The sequence below is a fragment of the Brevundimonas sp. NIBR10 genome, assembly GCF_027912515.1.
Classification (GTDB): Bacteria; Pseudomonadota; Alphaproteobacteria; order Caulobacterales; family Caulobacteraceae; genus Brevundimonas.
Genome location: NZ_CP115464.1, coordinates 1,318,019 through 1,333,827, shown reverse-complemented (window position 1 = coordinate 1,333,827; position 15,809 = coordinate 1,318,019). Strand labels below are relative to the sequence as shown.

Sequence of the window (15,809 nt, the reverse complement as noted above, 5' to 3'; positions counted from 1 at the left end):
GTCCCGCTTCAGAAATCAGGCGGCGCGATGTCGTGGGCCCTCAGCCACACCGCCGTCTTCTCAAGATCGTCGAGGGTATGGACATCCAGGCAGCCCGAGGTCTCGTACGGCGCGATGCGTCGTCCCATACAGGGCCAAGGAGCCTGACCCTCGGGGTCGAACACGGCGGATCGCCCTCTCAGAACCCAGAAGGAATGGTCGAAGAAAAGGCATTTGGGCAGGTCTTGCCGGTTCGCCGAAACGAATGTCGCGGCCGGGATGAACGGCGCCAGGGTGCCGTCTGCGTTCACGGCCTTGCCCCGCATCGGGTGGTACTCAGCCATCTCATGGCTGGGAATCACGGCGCTGAGGTCGCTACGAGCGATCAGGATATCGATACAGGCGTCGATCTGATCCTGATGGATCGTGCCGACATTGGCGTGCTGGACCACCAGGATATCGACCGGTCCGTCGGCCTCCATGATGGGCATCGCATGTCGCACCGCGTCCGAACTCTGCGCCGTATCTGACGCGAGTTCAGGGGGGCGAACGATCGGCGCGTAGCCGGCTTCTCCGGCGACGTCGAGGATTCGAGGGCAGTCGCTGCTGACATAGAAGCGAGACACATACCGGCTGCGCCTCGCCGCCGACGCCGTCCATTTCAGCAGCGGCACGCCAAGTACCGGCAGGATATTCTTGTCGGGCAAGGAGCTGCCGCCCCGCCCGATCATCAGAGCGGCGACGTTCATGGCCAGTATTTGTGATGTTCGCTGGGCATGATCGCCTTCCTGTCCTGTCCCACGATCCGTTCGGCCTGACGAACATGATCGACGTAGTCCTTGAAGTCCGGTGTGGTCAGGTCGACCGCCACGGCATCGAAATGGGCCCAGTCGGTGTTGCCCAGCTTGACGTGTTTCTCGACCATTCGCGCACCCGCCGCGACGGCCAGCGCCGAGGCCATCCAGCCGAAGTCGTGGCTGGAATAGCCGGGGACGATGCGGGAATCGGTCCGGGACAGTTCGTGATAGTGGCGCACGACCCCGATATTGCAGTCTTCGGCCCGGGTCGGATAGGCCGAGTTGGCCTGCATCAGCACCAGCCGCTCGCACCGGGTGAAGGTCTTCAGCACCCAGTCCTCATAGGCCTGATCGGTCATGCCGGTCGACAGCACGATCGTCCCCTCGTACGAGCCCGCCACCGCCGCCAGGAAATCCCGGTGTTCGGAGATGGTGGACGGCAGCTTGACCATCGCCGGCTCCAGCGCCGCGACCAGGTCGAACGACGGCCTGTCCAACACCGAGGCGAACCACCCCAGGCCCAGCTCCGCGCACATCGCCGCCACGAATCCGAAATCGTCCGGCGTCAGCTCCAGCTGCCGCCGATAGTCACCGAACGTCTTGCCGAACGGTGACGCATAGGGCGCCGCCAGTTGCTCGGCGCTGTAGAAGCTGTCGACGTCACGCTTCTGAAGCTTCACATAGTCCGCGCCCGCCGCCCGCGCCGCCCGGATCATCCGCTCGAGCCTCAGCCGATCGCCGAAATGGTTGGTCGTCAGTTCGGCCACCACAGCGACGCCGGACCCTGCAGGCCGGTCCTGATCGGCACCGCCGCCGAAGGCATGATTCAGCTCGGTCTGCGACAGGGCGCTGAAGCTCTTGGCCCCCACGTGCCGGACATCGAGCTCGGAGCCCTTCAGCACATAGAGGGCGTTCAGGAAGAAATACTCCTGCATCCCGAACACCAGCCGACGCTCCTCGTCGAGCGCGTGCGAGAAGTCCGCACCCACGCGCTCCGAATAGGCGTGGCCGCCGTCGTACTGGAAATCCAGACCGACCATATAGACCGTCTGGGGCCGACCCCGTTGCGCCGCGACCCGCCGCGCGATCTGCAGGGCGGTGATGAACAGAATGTCCTCGATCTGCAGCTGTCCGGCCTGGAACCGCTGCATCATCAGGTCGCTGGATTCCTGGCTCAGCGGCGCATGATCCAGCCGGATGACCGTGCGGTTCGGTGCCGTCATCGGGGTCGAGGTCACATAGGCCCGCGACTTGAATCCATTGTCGGCCACGCTCTCGGCGACCCAGCCGTCATGGAAGACACTGATATCGACCGGCGCGATCCGCTCTGCGTCGTTCAGGCCGATGACCAGGGCGCCGGAGAATATCCGGGGATCGATCTGATCGACCGACGGTCCCTTACCCAGGATGAAGATCGTATCGGTGGCGTATGTCGAAGCGATGTCGGCGATCAGGCTCGAGATAGGATCCGTCATAGGGTCGTCCCTCCACCGTCACGTCGCATCCATGCTCTCTGGCCAGCATCAGCCCGGCCATCAGGTCCCAGCTCTTGGCACCCTTGGGGTTGGCGAACCGCGCCAGCGACCCGCGCACCACATTATACAGATTGTAGACCGCGCACCCCAGGATTCGCGCCTCCCCCGCCCCGACCAGCTGTTGCGCCAGTTCCGGCGTGATCGAGGACGAGAAGCCAGTGATCCGCGACACGTGCCGCTCGATCGGTTCCCCGGTCATCATCCGCTCCCCCAGTTCGGGTAACAGCAACAGGCTCCCTTGGTGGCCCCCGTCGCGCCACAGCGACAGGGACACGCCCCATTCCTTGAGGCCTGAACAGAAATTCTCCGTGCCGTCGATCGGATCGAGCACAGCGGTCCAGGACGCCGCCCCGGTGCCGCCCGCAGGATCATAGCTCTCCTCGCCGACCAGATTGACCGACCCCAGCCGCCCCTCCAGCAGGGCGTGGACTTCACGCTCCAGCCGCACGTCGGCCTCGGTGACCGGACTGCCGTCCGGCTTCCACGTCACCGTCCGGCGCTGGGCCAGGATGGCGGGCAGGTCCGCCATCACGTGAGCGCAGACGGCCTCCAGCACGGGCCGGACGTCGCTCATCCGATCAGGCCGGCTTGCAGCAACGCCAGCCCGACCGCCCCGACCGCGATCCGCCACCAGGCGAACGGCGCGAACCCGTGTTTGGTCACGAAATCCAGCATGGTTTTCACGATGATCAGTCCACTGACGAAGGACACCACGAACCCGATGGCGATCAGGGTCAGGACGTCGCCGGTCAGCATCTCGCGGCTCTCCCAGAAATCGAGCCCGAACGCCCCGACCATGGTCGGGATGGCCAGGAAGAACGAGAACTCGGCCGCCGCCCGCTTGTCCACGCCCAGCAACAGGCCGCCGACGATGGTGGCCCCGCTGCGCGACACGCCCGGGATGATCGACAGACACTGGAACAGGCCGACGCCCAGCGCCGTCTTCGCCGAAAACTTCATGGCGTCATGCTCGCGCGGCTGCGGTGCCCAGCGCTCCAGGGCGATCAGGGCGATGCCGCCCAGGATCAGGCTGACGCAGACCACGGTGGGATTAAACAGCACCGTCTTGATGAAATCATGGAACAGCAGGCCGATCAGGGCCGACGGGAAGAAGGCCAGCAAGACCGAGATCGCGAACCGCCGCGCCGCCGGATCCTTGCCCGGCAGGCCGATCAGCACCTTCCACAGCCGCCCGAAATACAGGGCCACCACCGCCAGGATCGCGCCCAGCTGGATCATGACGATGAAGGTGTCCCAGGGCTCGTTCTCCAGCCCCATCAGGCTCTTGGCCAGCAACAGATGGCCCGTCGAGGACACCGGAATGAATTCCGTCAGCCCCTCGACCAGACCCAGGATGATCGCCGCCAGCCAGTCCGCCATGAACCCCTCAGATATGCCGGGGTCGCCTCACTGCGCCGTCGGTCTGGGGCCCACATAGCGCAGGCTAGCCTGAATAGGCGAGCCGTCGATGACCTGATCCAGTGCATGACCGAGCAAGCCGACCAGCCGCCCGATCAGCATCAGGTCCGCCGCCGCATCGCGGGGCAGGTCCAGTCGTCGCGCCAGCAGGGCCAGGGCCAGGTTCAGAGTCGGCGTACGACCGGACGCCGCCTCGCCTTCCCGCGCCACCGCCGCCAGATCGGCGGGCAGGGCCGAGGCCGCCAGCAGCGCCGGCCCGCGCGGATCGCCGTCTGGCCACAGCGGGTCGGAGAACCCGGGGAGTGTCCCCTCGGCCGCTCGACGCTTCGACACCCCGGCCGGATCGCGCCGGGCCTCGTGGACGTGGGCGATGGCGGCGATCAGATCAGCCTGTTCGGTCGACCCCGCCGTCGCCACCAGACCCGCCAGCGCCGCCCCCGCCAGGGACGCCCCACCCGCCGCGGACACCCGCGTGGCCACGGCCGAAGGACAGGACCCGATATCGGCGGCCAACACCACGGCCCGGCAGATCAGCGGACTGTCCCGCTCCAGCAGCTTCCAGCCTCGCCCGAGCTGCTGGTGAAAATACAGGCGCGGCCCCGGTCCGGCGACGGCGTCCATGACTTCGTTCAGCACCGAGGCCGCCTCGACTTTCAGCGACGTCGCATCGCGTCCGGCCGACGACCGGTCCTCATGCGCCCGTCGCCCCAGGGCTCCGAACAGGCGGGTGCGGGCGTTGACGCCTCCGGCCCCGTCCAGACGCGGCCCCAGTCCCGCAAACGGATTTTCGCTCCGGGCATCCCACAGCAGGCGGGCGACATCCTCGATCGTTTCGGTCTGGGCCAGGTCGACCGCATCCCGGCCCCGGTACAACAGCCGACCGCCCGCAATCACGCTGACGGACGAGGCGATCGTGACCACGCCACGCACGGCCGGTGTGGTCAGCAGTTGAAGGTCGGCGGGCATCCCGGCATCGGCTTCGGACCTCCGCGAGGTCAGCCGACCGATATCGTCGACGGCATAAAGGCTGCGGCGCGGATTGGCGGGATCGGGCCGGGCGGCGATCCGCCCACGGCTGACATAGGCGTACAGCGTCTGGGTCTTGATCCCCAGTCGCTCCAGGGCTTCGCCCCGTCCTATCCAGCGTGCGGCCGTATCCATGCCGATGCCTGCCCAACCTTCCTCATCATCGCGTCGTGGTAAGAGACGCTACAACCTTGCGGCGCTTTGGTGACCACCGTTTTAGGGGTTAAGCTTGACCATAAGCCTGTGACCGCCGCGCTTGGCAAGGCCCCGGCTTTCGGCGACAAGGCCGGGGATGACATCCCCCGCCGAAACGCCGCCTGACGCCGCCGCAAAGCCCGCGCTGACCGGACCCGACGCGGCGGCGATCACGCGTCGGATCACCCGCCTGTCGGTCGGGGTCGCCGTCGTCCTGATCGCGCTCAAGGCCTTTGCGCTGGGCGCGTCCGGTTCCGTCTCGGTGCTGGCGTCCCTGACCGATTCAGCGCTTGATCTGGCCGCGTCCCTGGCCACCTTCTTCGCCGTGCGCTGGGCCGCCGCGCCCGCCGACGCCGAGCATCGCCATGGCCACGGCAAGGGCGAGTCCATGGCCGGTCTGGTCCAGGCGGGACTGATCCTCGCCTCGGCCGTCTTCGTGGGCTGGGAGGCCATCCACCGGATGTTCGACCCCCGCCCCGTCGCCGCCGGCGGCTGGGCCGTCGGTGTCATCGTCCTGTCCATGATCCTGACGGCCGGTCTGGTCTGGTTCCAGACGCGCGCCCTGAAACAGGTCAAGTCCCTGGCCGTCGCCGGTGACCGCGCCCACTATGCCGCCGATCTGGCCGCCGCCGCCGTCGTCCTGATCGGGGTGATCTCGGGTTCCTGGCTGCGCGCGCCGGGTCTCGACGCCGCCGCCGGCCTGGTCGTCGCGGTCTGGCTGGCCTGGGGTGCGGTCGCCCTGCTGAAGACGGCTTCCGACGAACTGCTGGACCGGTCCGCCTCCAACGACGAGATTGCCGCCATCTCCCAGGCTGTCCTGTCGGATACCCGCATCCGGGGCTTGCACCGCCTGCGCACCCGCACATCGGGCGGGGCTGTGATGGTCCAGATGCACGTCGATCTGGACGGCGCATTGACCCTGACCCAGGCCCACCAGATCATCGACGACGCCGAAAACCGCATCCGTCAGGCCCTGCCCGGTGCCGACGTCCTGATCCATGCCGACCCGTCCGGCACGCCCCACGAACCGCCCTGGCCCGCCTCAGGCCCCTGGGGCTGAACCGAACGCAGTAAACGGCGATTTAACGGACAGGGGTTCAGAACCCCTCCATGTCGGCCCGCGTCCTCGTCCATTTCCCGTTCGACCCCGGCTCGCGCACCGTTCGCCTGGCGCTGGGCGAGGCGAAGATCGCTTTCGAGGAGACGGTCGTCCGCCCGTGGGAGCCCGACTGCCCGCTGGCCGACCTCAATCCGTCCGGGATGCCGCCGGTGCTTCAGGTCGCCGACAGCCGCCCTCTGACCCTGTGCGAGCCCGCCGCCATCCTGGGCTGGATCGAGGATCAGCAGAAGACGCCGCTGCTCCTGGCCTCGGATCCCGCCGAACGGGCCGAGGCGCGCCGCCTGACCGCCTGGTTCGACCGCCGCTTCACCGACGAGGTCAACGCCGTCCTGCTGCACGAGCGGATGGAAAAGCCCCTGCTCCGCCTCGGCCCGCCCGAGGCCCGCGCCCTGCGCGACGGCCGCGCCGCCCTGCGTGAGCACCTCGCCATGCTCGAAGAGCTCGCCGCCGCCCGCGACTGGCTGGCGGGGCGTCGCCTGTCCCAGGCCGACCTGGTCGCCGCCGCCCACCTGTCGGTGCTCGACTATTTCGGCGAACTGCCGTGGAAGGCCCAGCCGGCGCTCAAGCTCTGGTACATGAAGATCAAGTCGCGGCCCTGTTTCCGCCCCCTGCTGACCGACCGCTTCCAAGGCCTCGCCGCCGCCGCCCACTATGCGGACCTGGATTTCTAGCCGCAGACGAAAAAGCCCCGCCGCTCTCGCGACGGGGCTCGTGTCCTTCGACCCGCTGGGGTCCTAAAGGCGGCAGCGCGCCACCACATTGCGACGCACGACATAGGTGTCCGTACGCGGATTATAGCTGCGATAGCGCTGCGAACAGGCGCGAACGTGGCGGTACCAGTCGTTGGTCCGGGTCCAGCCACGCGGCGGACCGGCCGGCCTTGCGCCCCACCGGTCATCCCAGCGGCCATAGCGATCATTGTCATTGCGGCTGTCGTTGCCGCGTCCGTTGTTCCAGTCGTTGTCGTTCCGGCCGCGATTGTCCCGGTCCTGCGTATAGGGTCGTTCCTGCGGCGCGACGGCGGCGGCGACAGGCAGGGCGCTGAGGGTCATCAGACCGGCGGCGGCGGCGATCAATAGGGTACGCATGGAAATGCCTTCCTTCGATTAGCCCCCGCTGCCGCTTCAACGCCACCTCGCCCGCGACGTTGCATCCCGACACGGATTTCAGCCTCGCGTCTCCCACGCCATCCAGAGCGCCACCGCTACGATTCCCAGCGCCGACCCGGCCCGCAGCCACGGTCCCTTGGCGTCGGTCAGCAGACGCGCACCCGCCCCCGCCGCGCCCAGCACGATCAGGCCGTGGACCATCAAGGCGACTCCCAGATGCAGCGTCCCCAGCGTCAGCGCCTGGACCAGCGCCCCTGCATGATCGGGCCGGATGAAGGTCGGCAGCAGGGCCACATAGAAGACCGCCGCCTTGGGGTTCAGCAGATTGCCCGCCAGCCCCCTGACGAAGGCCTGCCCCAGGTCGCGCCCCGGGACGTCCTCCGACACCGCCTCGCCCGCCCCCGGAGATTTCCACGCATCCCACGCCAGCCAGAACAGGAAGGCCACCCCCGCCCAGCGGATCGTCTGGTACAGCCACGGCCAGGTCAGCAGCACCTGGGTCAGCCCGAACGCCGAGGCCAGCATCCACACCGCCAGACCCAGGGTCACCCCACCCACCGCCGCCGCCCCGGCCATCCGCCCGCGCGTCAGCGACACCATGGCCAGCCAGCCCATATTGGGCCCCGGCGTCAGTTCGATCAGGGCGACGGCGATCAGGAACGGCAGGATGACGCCGGGATCGACCGGCCAGGCGGAATGGGGCATCGGACCTTTCGGGACAGTGCCCTACCCTAGTCCCCGCACCATCTGACGCCACCCCTTGTGTGGCCCCATCGCCACACCCACCTTTGCCCCAGATCAAGGCGTCGCTTCTTGCAAGGGCGCTGACTGTCATCCGCCTTGTCAGGGGAAACGACCCAGAATGAACCTCGACCTCTATTCCGACCGCGCCAAACAGGCCGTCCAGTCGGCGCAATCGCTGGCGCTCGCCCGCCGTCACCAGCAGTTCGCGCCCGAACACCTGCTGAAGGTGTTGCTGGAGGAACGCGACGGCCTGGCCCGGAACCTGATCACCACCGCCGGCGGCGACCCCGCCAAGGCCGAGACCGCGACCGAGACGGCCCTGCAAAAGCGCGCCCAGGTCAGCGGCGGCAACGGCCAGCTCTATCTGGACGGCGACACCGCCCGCGTCTTCGCCGCCGCCGAGGCCGCGTCCAAGACCGCCGGCGATGCCTTCGTCACGACCGAACGGCTCCTCTCGGCCATTGCCCGCGAAGGCGGCGTCGCCAAAGAAATCCTGAAATCCGTCGGCGCCACCCCCGAGAAACTCGACGCCGCCATCGCGGATGTCCGCAAGGGCAAGACCGCCGACTCCGCCGGTGCCGAGGATGCCTATGACGCCCTCAAACGCTATGCTCGCGACCTGACCCAGGCGGCGCGGGATCAGAAGATCGACCCCGTCATCGGTCGCGACGAAGAGATCCGCCGCACCATCCAGGTCCTGGCCCGGCGCACCAAGAACAACCCCGTCCTGATCGGCGAACCCGGCGTCGGCAAGACCGCCATCGTCGAGGGCCTGGCCCTGCGCATCGTCAACGGCGACGTGCCTGAGTCCTTGAAGGACAAGGTCGTCATGGGCCTCGACATGGGCTCCCTGATCGCCGGTGCAAAATACCGCGGCGAGTTCGAGGAACGGCTCAAGGCCGTGCTGAACGAGGTCACCGCCGCCGAAGGCCAGATCATCCTCTTCATCGACGAGATGCACACCCTGGTCGGCGCAGGCAAAGGCGACGGCGCCATGGACGCGTCCAACCTGCTCAAACCCGCCCTGGCACGCGGCGAGCTCCACTGCGTCGGCGCCACGACCCTCGATGAGTACCGCAAATACATCGAGAAGGACCCGGCTCTCGCCCGCCGCTTCCAGTCGGTCTTCATCGACGAACCCTCGGTCGAGGACACGGTGTCGATCCTCCGTGGTCTGAAGGAGAAGTACGAGGTCCACCACGGCGTACGGATCAGCGACAGCGCCATCGTCGCCGCCGCCACCCTGTCCAACCGCTACATCACCGACCGCTTCCTGCCCGACAAGGCCATCGACCTGATCGACGAGGCCGGGTCGCGGGTCCGCATGGCCGTCGATTCCAAGCCGGAATCGCTGGACGAGATCGACCGCCGTCTGGTCCAGCTCAAGATCGAACGCGAGGCCCTGAAGAAGGAGACCGACGCGGCCTCCAGACAACGCCTCGAAAAGCTCGAGGACGAAATCAGCGATCTCGAAGTCGAGTCTGAAGACCTGACCCGGCGCTGGAAGGCCGAGAAGGACAAGGTGGGCCAGGGCGCCCAGCTGCGCGAAACGCTGGATCGCCTGCGCGCCGACCTGGCGCTCGCCCAGCGCAACGGCGACCTCGGCCGCGCGTCCGAGATCGCCTATGGCCAGATCCCGCAGATCGAGAAACAGCTCGCCGAGGCCGAGGCCAACGAAAATCCCGAAGGCGGCCCCCTGACCCCCGAGGTCGTCGATGCGGCCCAGATCGCCGCCGTCGTCTCCCGCTGGACCGGCATCCCGGTCGACAAGATGCTGGAGGGCGAGCGCGAGAAACTGCTGTCGATGGAGGACGCCCTGCGCGGCCGCGTCGTCGGCCAGGACGAGGCCCTCGAAGCCGTTGCCGATGCGGTCCGGAGAGCCCGCGCCGGCCTGAACGACCCCAACCGCCCGCTCGGCTCCTTCCTGTTCCTGGGTCCCACCGGCGTCGGCAAGACCGAACTGACCAAGGCGCTCGCCGCCTTCCTGTTCGACGACGACAGCGCCATCACCCGCATCGACATGAGCGAATATATGGAGAAGCACAGCGTCTCCCGCCTCATCGGCGCCCCTCCCGGCTATGTCGGCTATGACGAGGGCGGTGCCCTGACCGAGGCCGTGCGCCGCCGCCCCTATCAGGTCGTCCTGTTCGACGAGGTCGAAAAGGCCCACCCCGACGTCTTCAACGTCCTGCTGCAGGTGCTCGACGACGGCCGCCTGACCGACGGCCAGGGCCGCACGATCGACTTCAAGAACACCCTGCTGATCATGACCTCCAACCTCGGCTCCGACGCCCTCGCCAACCAGGGCGAAGGCGACGACGTCGAGGCGGTGCGCCCCTATGTCATGGAGGCCGTCCGCGCCCACTTCCGCCCCGAGTTCCTCAACCGCATCGACGAGATCATCCTCTTCCGCCGCCTCGGCCGCGACCAGATGGCCGGCATCGTCCGCATCCAGCTGGCGCGTCTGGAAAAGCTGATGGCCGACCGCAGACTGACCCTGTCCATCGACGACGGTGCGTTGGCCTGGCTGGCCGACAAGGGCTACGACCCCGCCTACGGCGCGAGGCCGCTCAAGCGCGTGATCCAGAAGGACCTAGTCGACCCGATGGCGAAGAAACTGCTGGCCGGCGAGCTGGCGGACGGCAGCGTGATCGCCGTGTCAGCGGGCGCGGACGGGCTGGAGATCGGGAAGGCGCGGGTGCATTAGGCGGCCCTAGAACAGCTCACCTTGGCTTGCTTCATCTACCCGAATGACACCGACCAGCAGCCATTGAGAGCTTCTTCTTGAGTGGGTCCCCAGTGCAAACCGCATTCCTTTTTGAGGGTACTCAACCTCGAACGTCTCTCTCAGAGATTCTAGAGCTCCCTGCCCGCCCTTAAAATCTCTGCGGACAGAGAATGCAGTTGACGTCTCCCAATCGTCGCAGATGTTGGAGCGACTTTTCCCCGCCGCGTCTTTCCACCGGAATGTGAATTCGAACGGACAAGGCTCAAGTGGCTTGGGTGCGTCGTGAAGGAAAGAAAGCTGACCAGCGAGCGCCGCGTGCTTGATACGCTCTACAGCGACCTCTTCGTCGGATTTTCTGCGCCACGAGAATCGTACATTGTCAGGGCGCAGCAAGGTCAGTGTTTCGCCCAAGGAGACGGCTTCGTCGGTACTCTCTCGCGTCATTCGTCGGGCAAAACCAAACCGCTCGCCAACTTTCATGCTTTTGGAAACGGAGATGGTCTCATGCACCACCTTCTGGCTCTCCGAGCGTTTGTCGTTCGAAGGCGTCGTGAAGCTATACGAAACCCAATCCCAACGAGAAAATTTCTGCCCCTTCTCTAGGGTTCGAAAAGCCACAGGGTACAATCGCCGCCATTTCATGTCGTGTCCGACACCGGCGCAACACACCGTCTCAAAGTAGTTGCTGCTTTTATGCGGGAGCGCCTTCACGAGCATCACGCACTCGTCCGTCGAGCTTTCGAACCGCGACATTGGCCTGCACTCCTAAGTGGCGCACTTTCGACCCAACAACCGATTCGAGACAATCCGCAACGATCTTGCGATGGCACTCGCGGTGATCGCGCTCGTAGCAAAGCAGACAGACGCTCATCTGTTCGCTCAGCGTGGCAATCTGATCGAGCGCTTCAGAGGCTTCGACGGTCTTGAGGACCGACGCATAGATCTGCCTGAACCGCGCAAAATCTCCAGAACGGGCCGCATCGCGACCTTCCTTTGGATCACCCAGCTCTTTGAGGTGAAGATATCCGATGCCTGCCGCGTCAAGGGAATCACGGAGAGCAGTTTTCGAGAAACCTGGCCGTCTCGATTGTGCCCGATCTCGAATATCGATGACCATCCGAACATCGACGAGTTGCAGCGTACGGACAAAATCGTCAGGCCTCGCCCCCTCATAGCCGATTGTCGAAATCATCAGACGCGCCTCCGTTAACCTTATCTGCCTAACCAGTGATTGAGACTTTCTGAAGAATCGATTTGCCCAACGCTTCTCCCCTTGCGGGTGGAGGACGAGCGCATCGCGATCCGACGACCGGTGGCAGCCGAAGCTGACGGATGCCTTGGAGAACGACAACCCTCCCTTTCGTCATTCCGGGCGCAGCGCAGCGGAGACCCGGAACCGGGCGGCGCGCGGGAGCGCGAACCTGTCACACACACAGCGCGCTGAACCATTTCGCCTGCGCTACGCTTCGGCGCCGCCTTGTTCCGGGTCTGCGGCGCAAGCGCGCCTTCGCCCGGAATCACGAAAGGGGAGGATTAGCATAGGTTGTGCGGATGCCGACCCATCGCACCTTTATCGCGACCTACATCATGGCCAACGGCCGCAACGGCGCGACCTATGTCGGGATGACCTCAAACCTGACGGCGCGGGTCTGGAAGCACAAGAACGGTGCCTTCGACGGCCATTCGAGAATCAAGGGCTGCACCCAACTGGTCTGGTTCGAGCGACAGGCCCTGGTCACCGAGGCGATCGTTCGCGAGAAGCGGATCAAGGGCTGGAAGCGCGACTGGAAGCTGAAGCTGATCGAGGATGCGAACCCCGACTGGCTGGACCTCGCGGCGGACTGGTATCCGGTCAACGATCCGGACTGGGTTCCACCCGCCGAGGACGACTGACCCTATCCCCCCAGCACCGGCATCACCTCCACCCCGTCGCAGACGAAGATCGACATGTGCGGGTGGCCGTCGAACAGCCGCACCGCCGCCTCGTGCGTCTCCGCGCGTACCACAATATAGACGGTCAGCAGGTTGACGACGTCGGTGACCTCGCCCGCATCGGTGATCCGTTTCGTCGGCCCCAGCGGGCCGCCCTGCCAGACGATGACGTCGCGGTGCGCCTCGTCCCAGGCGGCGATGGCGGCGATACCCGCCGTCTGCCGCGCCGTCTTCTCGGCCTCGGTAAGCCCGTACCATTCTCGCCACCGGGGCCCGGTCTTGTCCGAGGTGAAGACCGCCAGATAGTGATCCCGGGTGCTCATGCACTCCCTCCGCGTTTGCACCGACGATACCTCTGCCCATCGAACGAACAAAGGCCCCCGCGTCTCCACGGGGGCCTCCGGTCACGTCGCCGCCGGGCATCCTCGGCCTTAGGGGTTGATGACGACCTTGATGCAGCCGTCGTTCTTTTCCTGGAACATCTTGTAGGCGTCCGGGCCGTCTTCCAGCTTGATCTTGTGGGTGATCAGGAAGCTGGGGTCGATCTCGCCCTCCTCGATCCGCCGCATAAGGGGTTCGAGGTATTTCTGCACATGGGTCTGGCCGGTCCTGAGGGTCAGGCCCTTGCCGACGAAGGCCCCCATCATGGTCGGGACGGCACCGACGAAGACGCCGGGAAGGCTGATCGTGCCGCCGGGACGGCAGGCGATGATGGCCTCGTTCAGGGCATAGGGACGTTCCATCTTGCCGGCGACCGCCTCCTGGACCTTTTCCATCAGGCTGCCCGAGCCGTGGCTTTCCAGGCCGACCGCCTCGATCACCGCGTCGGGGCCGACGCCGTAGGTCATGGTCTTGATCCGCTCCTGCAGATCGCCTTCGGAAAAGTCGATGGTCTCGGCCCCCGCATCCCGCGCCATCTGCAGGCGCTCCGGCACCTGGTCGATGGCGATGACCCGCTCGGCGCCCATCATGAAGGCGGATCGGATGGCGAACTGGCCGACAGGGCCGCAGCCGAACACCAGCACGGTCTGGCCGGGCTGGATGTTGGCGTTCTCGGCGGCCATCCAGCCGGTCGGGAAGATGTCGGACAGGAATAGGACCTGATCGTCGCTCAGCCCTTCGGGCACCTTGATCGGCCCCACGTCGGCATAGGGAACGCGCAGGTATTCGGCCTGGCCGCCGGGAAAGCCGCCGTACATATGGGTGTATCCGAACAGGCCGGCGGTCGGATAGCCGATCTGCTTGGCCTGTTCCGCCCCGTTCGGATTGGAGCGTTCGCACACGGAATACAGACCACGCCGGCAATAGTCGCACTCGCCGCAGCTGATGGTGAATGGCACCACGACGCGGTCGCCGACCTTGAGCTTGTGGTTGTCCTTGCCGACGGCGACGACCTCGCCCATCGTCTCGTGGCCCATCACGTCGCCGGGCTTCATGCCCGGCACGAAGCCGCCGTACAGGTGCAGATCAGACCCGCAGATGGCGCAGGAGGTCACCCTGATGATCGCGTCGTGGCCGTCCTGGATCTCGGGATCCGGAACGGTTTCGCAACGCATGTCGCCCTTGCCGTGCCAGCACAACGCCTTCATGTCGATCTCCTCAGAATGAGGAGGGGAAAGGCGCGGGGAGTCCGGCGGTTCCTGTGTCGGCTTTGGGACAGACCCGCCCGGCGACAGGCCTCGGCGTCAGTCCTCGGCGACGACCTTGGGCTTGCGGGGCGCGCGCTTCTTCGGCGTCGGAGCTTCGTCGTCGGAAGCCACGGCCGCTTCGGCGGTCTCGACCGGCGCAGCGGCCGGAGCCGGGGCCGACGACCGGGTCAGGAAGCCGGGCAGGGTCGAGGGCGCATCGTCGCCGTCATTCTCGCGCGGCATCCGCGTCCGGCGCGGACGCTCGGCGCGGGCCGGACGTGCATCGTCGGCGGCGGGTTCATAGGGTGTGCCGGCCAGGGCTTCGGCCGGAGATTCGGCCACGATCGGCGCGGGCGTTTCGGCCGGGGTCGATCCGGCGTCGCGGTCACGATCACGGTCGCGCCCGCCTTCGCGGCTGTCGTCATAGGGGGCGTTGCCGGGAGCCTCGCCGACGCCACCTTCGGCCTCGAAGCGGCGGTTGCGTTCCTCACGGCGACGCTCCCAGCGTTCGCGGCGGGTCTCGCGGCGGGGACCCTGGCCAGTCTGGCCCTCTTCGCCGCCATCGCCCTCGGCGCGCGGCTGCTGGTCACGGTCGCGGTTGGAGTCGCGGTCACGGTTCTGGTCGCGGTCGCGATTCTGGTCGCGATCCCGGTTCTGGTCGCGGTCACGCCATTCGCGTTGCTGGCCACCTTCGTTGCGGGCCTGCTGGCCTTCGCCGTCGGTGCGGTCGTTGTTCTGATAGCCGCCCTGCTGCCCACCCTGGCCCTGTTGACTGTTTTGGGCGCGGTCGGCGGCCTGTTGCGCGGCGAGGAAGGCGGCGGCTTGGGCCCCGGACTCGTCCTCAAAATCGATGTCGTAACCCTGGTTCGACAGTTCGCGCGCGGCGATCTCCGACACCGGCCGCTGCGGCTGAAGCGCCCTCAGGACGCGGAAATAGTGCTCGGCATGCTGCAGATAGTTCTCGGCCAGGACCCGGTCGCCGCCCGCTGTCGCGTCGCGACCCAGCTGGAGATAGCGCTCATAGACCGTCTGGGCATTGCCCCGGACCTTGATGTTCTCGGGCCCTTGCGAGTCCCAGGACCGGTTCGGATTGGCGTTGTTGGCGTTGGACGGGCCATTGCCGCCGGGCTTCCTGTTGCGTCCGCGCTGACGCTTCATGCCCTTGAAATCTCTCATGAGACGATACCGTGCTTTCGAGGGAACGACCGGATCGCGTCTGCGTCCTGGTCCGTTCGTTTCGTCGTTCCGTCTCGTTCGGGGCCCATCCCCGCTGACGATGTGATCGGAAATCCGTCGCCGCCCCGTGGTCCGCCGGGCGACCGGCCCGACCATCACAGCCCTCGGCGCGCGTGACTGGAACCGGCGGTCGGTTCGAGGCGTGCGGTTTGGGTGGGAGACGACGCAAGACTTAGCGTGGCCCGGGCTGATTTCCAAGGGGTAATCGTGAGGGGCCGCGAGGGCATGGTCTCCTCCCCGTTCGCCGCCTGGCGAATGGGGAGGTGTCGCGGCGCGTCTTCAGCGCCGTGACGGAGGGGGCGACACGCTATCGACGGTGAGTCATTCAACAGCCCCAACTCTGGAGACCGAGTCGCCCCCT

At 66.5% G+C, this 15,809-nt stretch carries 16 protein-coding genes; 4 read left to right on the top strand and 12 right to left on the bottom strand.

Going from position 1 to position 15,809, the window contains the following annotated elements; translation table 11 throughout:
- Nucleotides 1-8 precede the first annotated feature (8 nt).
- Genes O5K39_RS06480 through O5K39_RS06460 form a run of 5 tightly spaced genes read right to left on the bottom strand, consistent with a single transcriptional unit; the run spans nucleotide 9 to nucleotide 4,891 of the window.
- A complete protein-coding gene (locus O5K39_RS06480) occupies nucleotides 9-728 on the bottom strand; it encodes a hypothetical protein (RefSeq protein WP_271146458.1) in 720 nt (239 codons plus the stop codon).
- A complete protein-coding gene (locus O5K39_RS06475; RefSeq protein ID WP_271146457.1) occupies nucleotides 725-2,251 on the bottom strand; it encodes an N-acetylneuraminate synthase family protein in 1,527 nt (508 codons plus the stop codon). Before O5K39_RS06475 ends, O5K39_RS06480 begins: the two co-directional genes overlap by 4 nt.
- Complete coding sequence (locus O5K39_RS06470; RefSeq protein WP_271146456.1) at nucleotides 2,175-2,885, bottom strand: inositol monophosphatase family protein; 711 nt, start codon at nucleotides 2,883-2,885, stop codon at nucleotides 2,175-2,177. The genes O5K39_RS06475 and O5K39_RS06470 overlap by 77 nt, the downstream gene beginning before the upstream one ends.
- Nucleotides 2,882-3,691, bottom strand: a complete 810-nt coding sequence (locus tag O5K39_RS06465) for an undecaprenyl-diphosphate phosphatase (RefSeq protein ID WP_271146455.1) — start codon at nucleotides 3,689-3,691, stop codon at nucleotides 2,882-2,884. Before O5K39_RS06465 ends, O5K39_RS06470 begins: the two co-directional genes overlap by 4 nt.
- A gap of 27 nt (nucleotides 3,692-3,718) precedes the next feature.
- Nucleotides 3,719-4,891, bottom strand: a complete 1,173-nt coding sequence (locus O5K39_RS06460) for a citrate/2-methylcitrate synthase (protein ID WP_271146454.1) — start codon at nucleotides 4,889-4,891, stop codon at nucleotides 3,719-3,721.
- A gap of 157 nt (nucleotides 4,892-5,048) precedes the next feature.
- On the opposite strand from O5K39_RS06460, the gene O5K39_RS06455 reads away from it, so the two are divergent.
- Nucleotides 5,049-6,011 carry a cation diffusion facilitator family transporter gene (locus O5K39_RS06455; protein WP_271146453.1) on the top strand — a complete coding sequence of 321 codons (963 nt, stop codon included), beginning with the start codon at nucleotides 5,049-5,051 and terminating at the stop codon, nucleotides 6,009-6,011.
- A 50-nt stretch (nucleotides 6,012-6,061) separates the two neighbouring features.
- Complete coding sequence (locus tag O5K39_RS06450; RefSeq protein WP_271146452.1) at nucleotides 6,062-6,742, top strand: glutathione S-transferase family protein; 681 nt, start codon at nucleotides 6,062-6,064, stop codon at nucleotides 6,740-6,742.
- 63 nt (nucleotides 6,743-6,805) lie between these two features.
- On the opposite strand, the gene O5K39_RS06445 is transcribed toward O5K39_RS06450, so the two are convergent.
- Both O5K39_RS06445 and O5K39_RS06440 read right to left on the bottom strand, forming a co-directional pair.
- Nucleotides 6,806-7,159 carry a BA14K family protein gene (locus tag O5K39_RS06445; RefSeq protein ID WP_271146451.1) on the bottom strand — a complete coding sequence of 118 codons (354 nt, stop codon included), beginning with the start codon at nucleotides 7,157-7,159 and terminating at the stop codon, nucleotides 6,806-6,808.
- 78 nt (nucleotides 7,160-7,237) lie between these two features.
- Nucleotides 7,238-7,885: a LysE family translocator gene (locus tag O5K39_RS06440; protein WP_271146450.1), complete on the bottom strand. Its 648-nt coding sequence runs from the start codon at nucleotides 7,883-7,885 to the stop codon at nucleotides 7,238-7,240.
- Between the two features lie 157 nt (nucleotides 7,886-8,042).
- Between O5K39_RS06440 and clpB the strand changes: the two genes are divergently transcribed.
- The gene (clpB, locus tag O5K39_RS06435) at nucleotides 8,043-10,631 is read left to right on the top strand and encodes an ATP-dependent chaperone ClpB (RefSeq protein WP_271146449.1); all 2,589 of its coding nucleotides are present in this window, start codon (nucleotides 8,043-8,045) and stop codon (nucleotides 10,629-10,631) included.
- Nucleotides 10,632-10,637: 6 nt separating this feature from the next.
- Here clpB and O5K39_RS06430 read toward each other — a convergent pair whose 3' ends face one another.
- On the bottom strand, nucleotides 10,638-11,372 hold the full coding sequence (locus O5K39_RS06430) for a hypothetical protein (protein ID WP_271146448.1): 735 nt from the start codon (nucleotides 11,370-11,372) through the stop codon (nucleotides 10,638-10,640).
- A complete protein-coding gene (locus O5K39_RS06425; protein ID WP_271146447.1) occupies nucleotides 11,344-12,003 on the bottom strand; it encodes a DUF488 domain-containing protein in 660 nt (219 codons plus the stop codon). Before O5K39_RS06425 ends, O5K39_RS06430 begins: the two co-directional genes overlap by 29 nt.
- Before the next feature lie 200 nt (nucleotides 12,004-12,203).
- On the opposite strand from O5K39_RS06425, the gene O5K39_RS06420 reads away from it, so the two are divergent.
- On the top strand, nucleotides 12,204-12,545 hold the full coding sequence (locus O5K39_RS06420; protein ID WP_271146446.1) for a GIY-YIG nuclease family protein: 342 nt from the start codon (nucleotides 12,204-12,206) through the stop codon (nucleotides 12,543-12,545).
- Between the two features lie 2 nt (nucleotides 12,546-12,547).
- Here O5K39_RS06420 and O5K39_RS06415 read toward each other — a convergent pair whose 3' ends face one another.
- The 3 genes from O5K39_RS06415 to O5K39_RS06405 form a co-directional block, all read right to left on the bottom strand.
- Nucleotides 12,548-12,907 carry a hypothetical protein gene (locus tag O5K39_RS06415; protein WP_271146445.1) on the bottom strand — a complete coding sequence of 120 codons (360 nt, stop codon included), beginning with the start codon at nucleotides 12,905-12,907 and terminating at the stop codon, nucleotides 12,548-12,550.
- A 108-nt stretch (nucleotides 12,908-13,015) separates the two neighbouring features.
- Nucleotides 13,016-14,173: a zinc-dependent alcohol dehydrogenase gene (locus O5K39_RS06410; protein WP_271146444.1), complete on the bottom strand. Its 1,158-nt coding sequence runs from the start codon at nucleotides 14,171-14,173 to the stop codon at nucleotides 13,016-13,018.
- A 96-nt stretch (nucleotides 14,174-14,269) separates the two neighbouring features.
- A complete protein-coding gene (locus tag O5K39_RS06405) occupies nucleotides 14,270-15,388 on the bottom strand; it encodes a DUF4167 domain-containing protein (RefSeq protein WP_271146443.1) in 1,119 nt (372 codons plus the stop codon).
- Nucleotides 15,389-15,809: the final 421 nt, after the last annotated feature.

Excerpts from the sequence above, each read along its gene's own strand:
- O5K39_RS06445 (WP_271146451.1), bottom strand. The coding sequence starts at position 7,159 with ATGCGTACCCTATTGATCGCCGCCGCCGCCGGTCTGATGACCCTCAGC.
- O5K39_RS06410 (WP_271146444.1), bottom strand. The coding sequence starts at position 14,173 with ATGAAGGCGTTGTGCTGGCACGGCAAGGGCGACATGCGTTGCGAAACC.
- O5K39_RS06460 (WP_271146454.1), bottom strand. The coding sequence starts at position 4,891 with ATGGATACGGCCGCACGCTGGATAGGACGGGGCGAAGCCCTGGAGCGA.
- O5K39_RS06470 (WP_271146456.1), bottom strand. The coding sequence starts at position 2,885 with ATGAGCGACGTCCGGCCCGTGCTGGAGGCCGTCTGCGCTCACGTGATG.
- O5K39_RS06480 (WP_271146458.1), bottom strand. The coding sequence starts at position 728 with ATGAACGTCGCCGCTCTGATGATCGGGCGGGGCGGCAGCTCCTTGCCC.
- O5K39_RS06465 (WP_271146455.1), bottom strand. The coding sequence starts at position 3,691 with ATGGCGGACTGGCTGGCGGCGATCATCCTGGGTCTGGTCGAGGGGCTG.
- O5K39_RS06450 (WP_271146452.1), top strand. The coding sequence starts at position 6,062 with ATGTCGGCCCGCGTCCTCGTCCATTTCCCGTTCGACCCCGGCTCGCGC.
- O5K39_RS06405 (WP_271146443.1), bottom strand. The coding sequence starts at position 15,388 with ATGAGAGATTTCAAGGGCATGAAGCGTCAGCGCGGACGCAACAGGAAG.
- O5K39_RS06415 (WP_271146445.1), bottom strand. The coding sequence starts at position 12,907 with ATGAGCACCCGGGATCACTATCTGGCGGTCTTCACCTCGGACAAGACC.
- clpB (WP_271146449.1), top strand. The coding sequence starts at position 8,043 with ATGAACCTCGACCTCTATTCCGACCGCGCCAAACAGGCCGTCCAGTCG.
- O5K39_RS06420 (WP_271146446.1), top strand. The coding sequence starts at position 12,204 with ATGCCGACCCATCGCACCTTTATCGCGACCTACATCATGGCCAACGGC.
- O5K39_RS06440 (WP_271146450.1), bottom strand. The coding sequence starts at position 7,885 with ATGCCCCATTCCGCCTGGCCGGTCGATCCCGGCGTCATCCTGCCGTTC.
- O5K39_RS06455 (WP_271146453.1), top strand. The coding sequence starts at position 5,049 with ATGACATCCCCCGCCGAAACGCCGCCTGACGCCGCCGCAAAGCCCGCG.
- O5K39_RS06475 (WP_271146457.1), bottom strand. The coding sequence starts at position 2,251 with ATGACGGATCCTATCTCGAGCCTGATCGCCGACATCGCTTCGACATAC.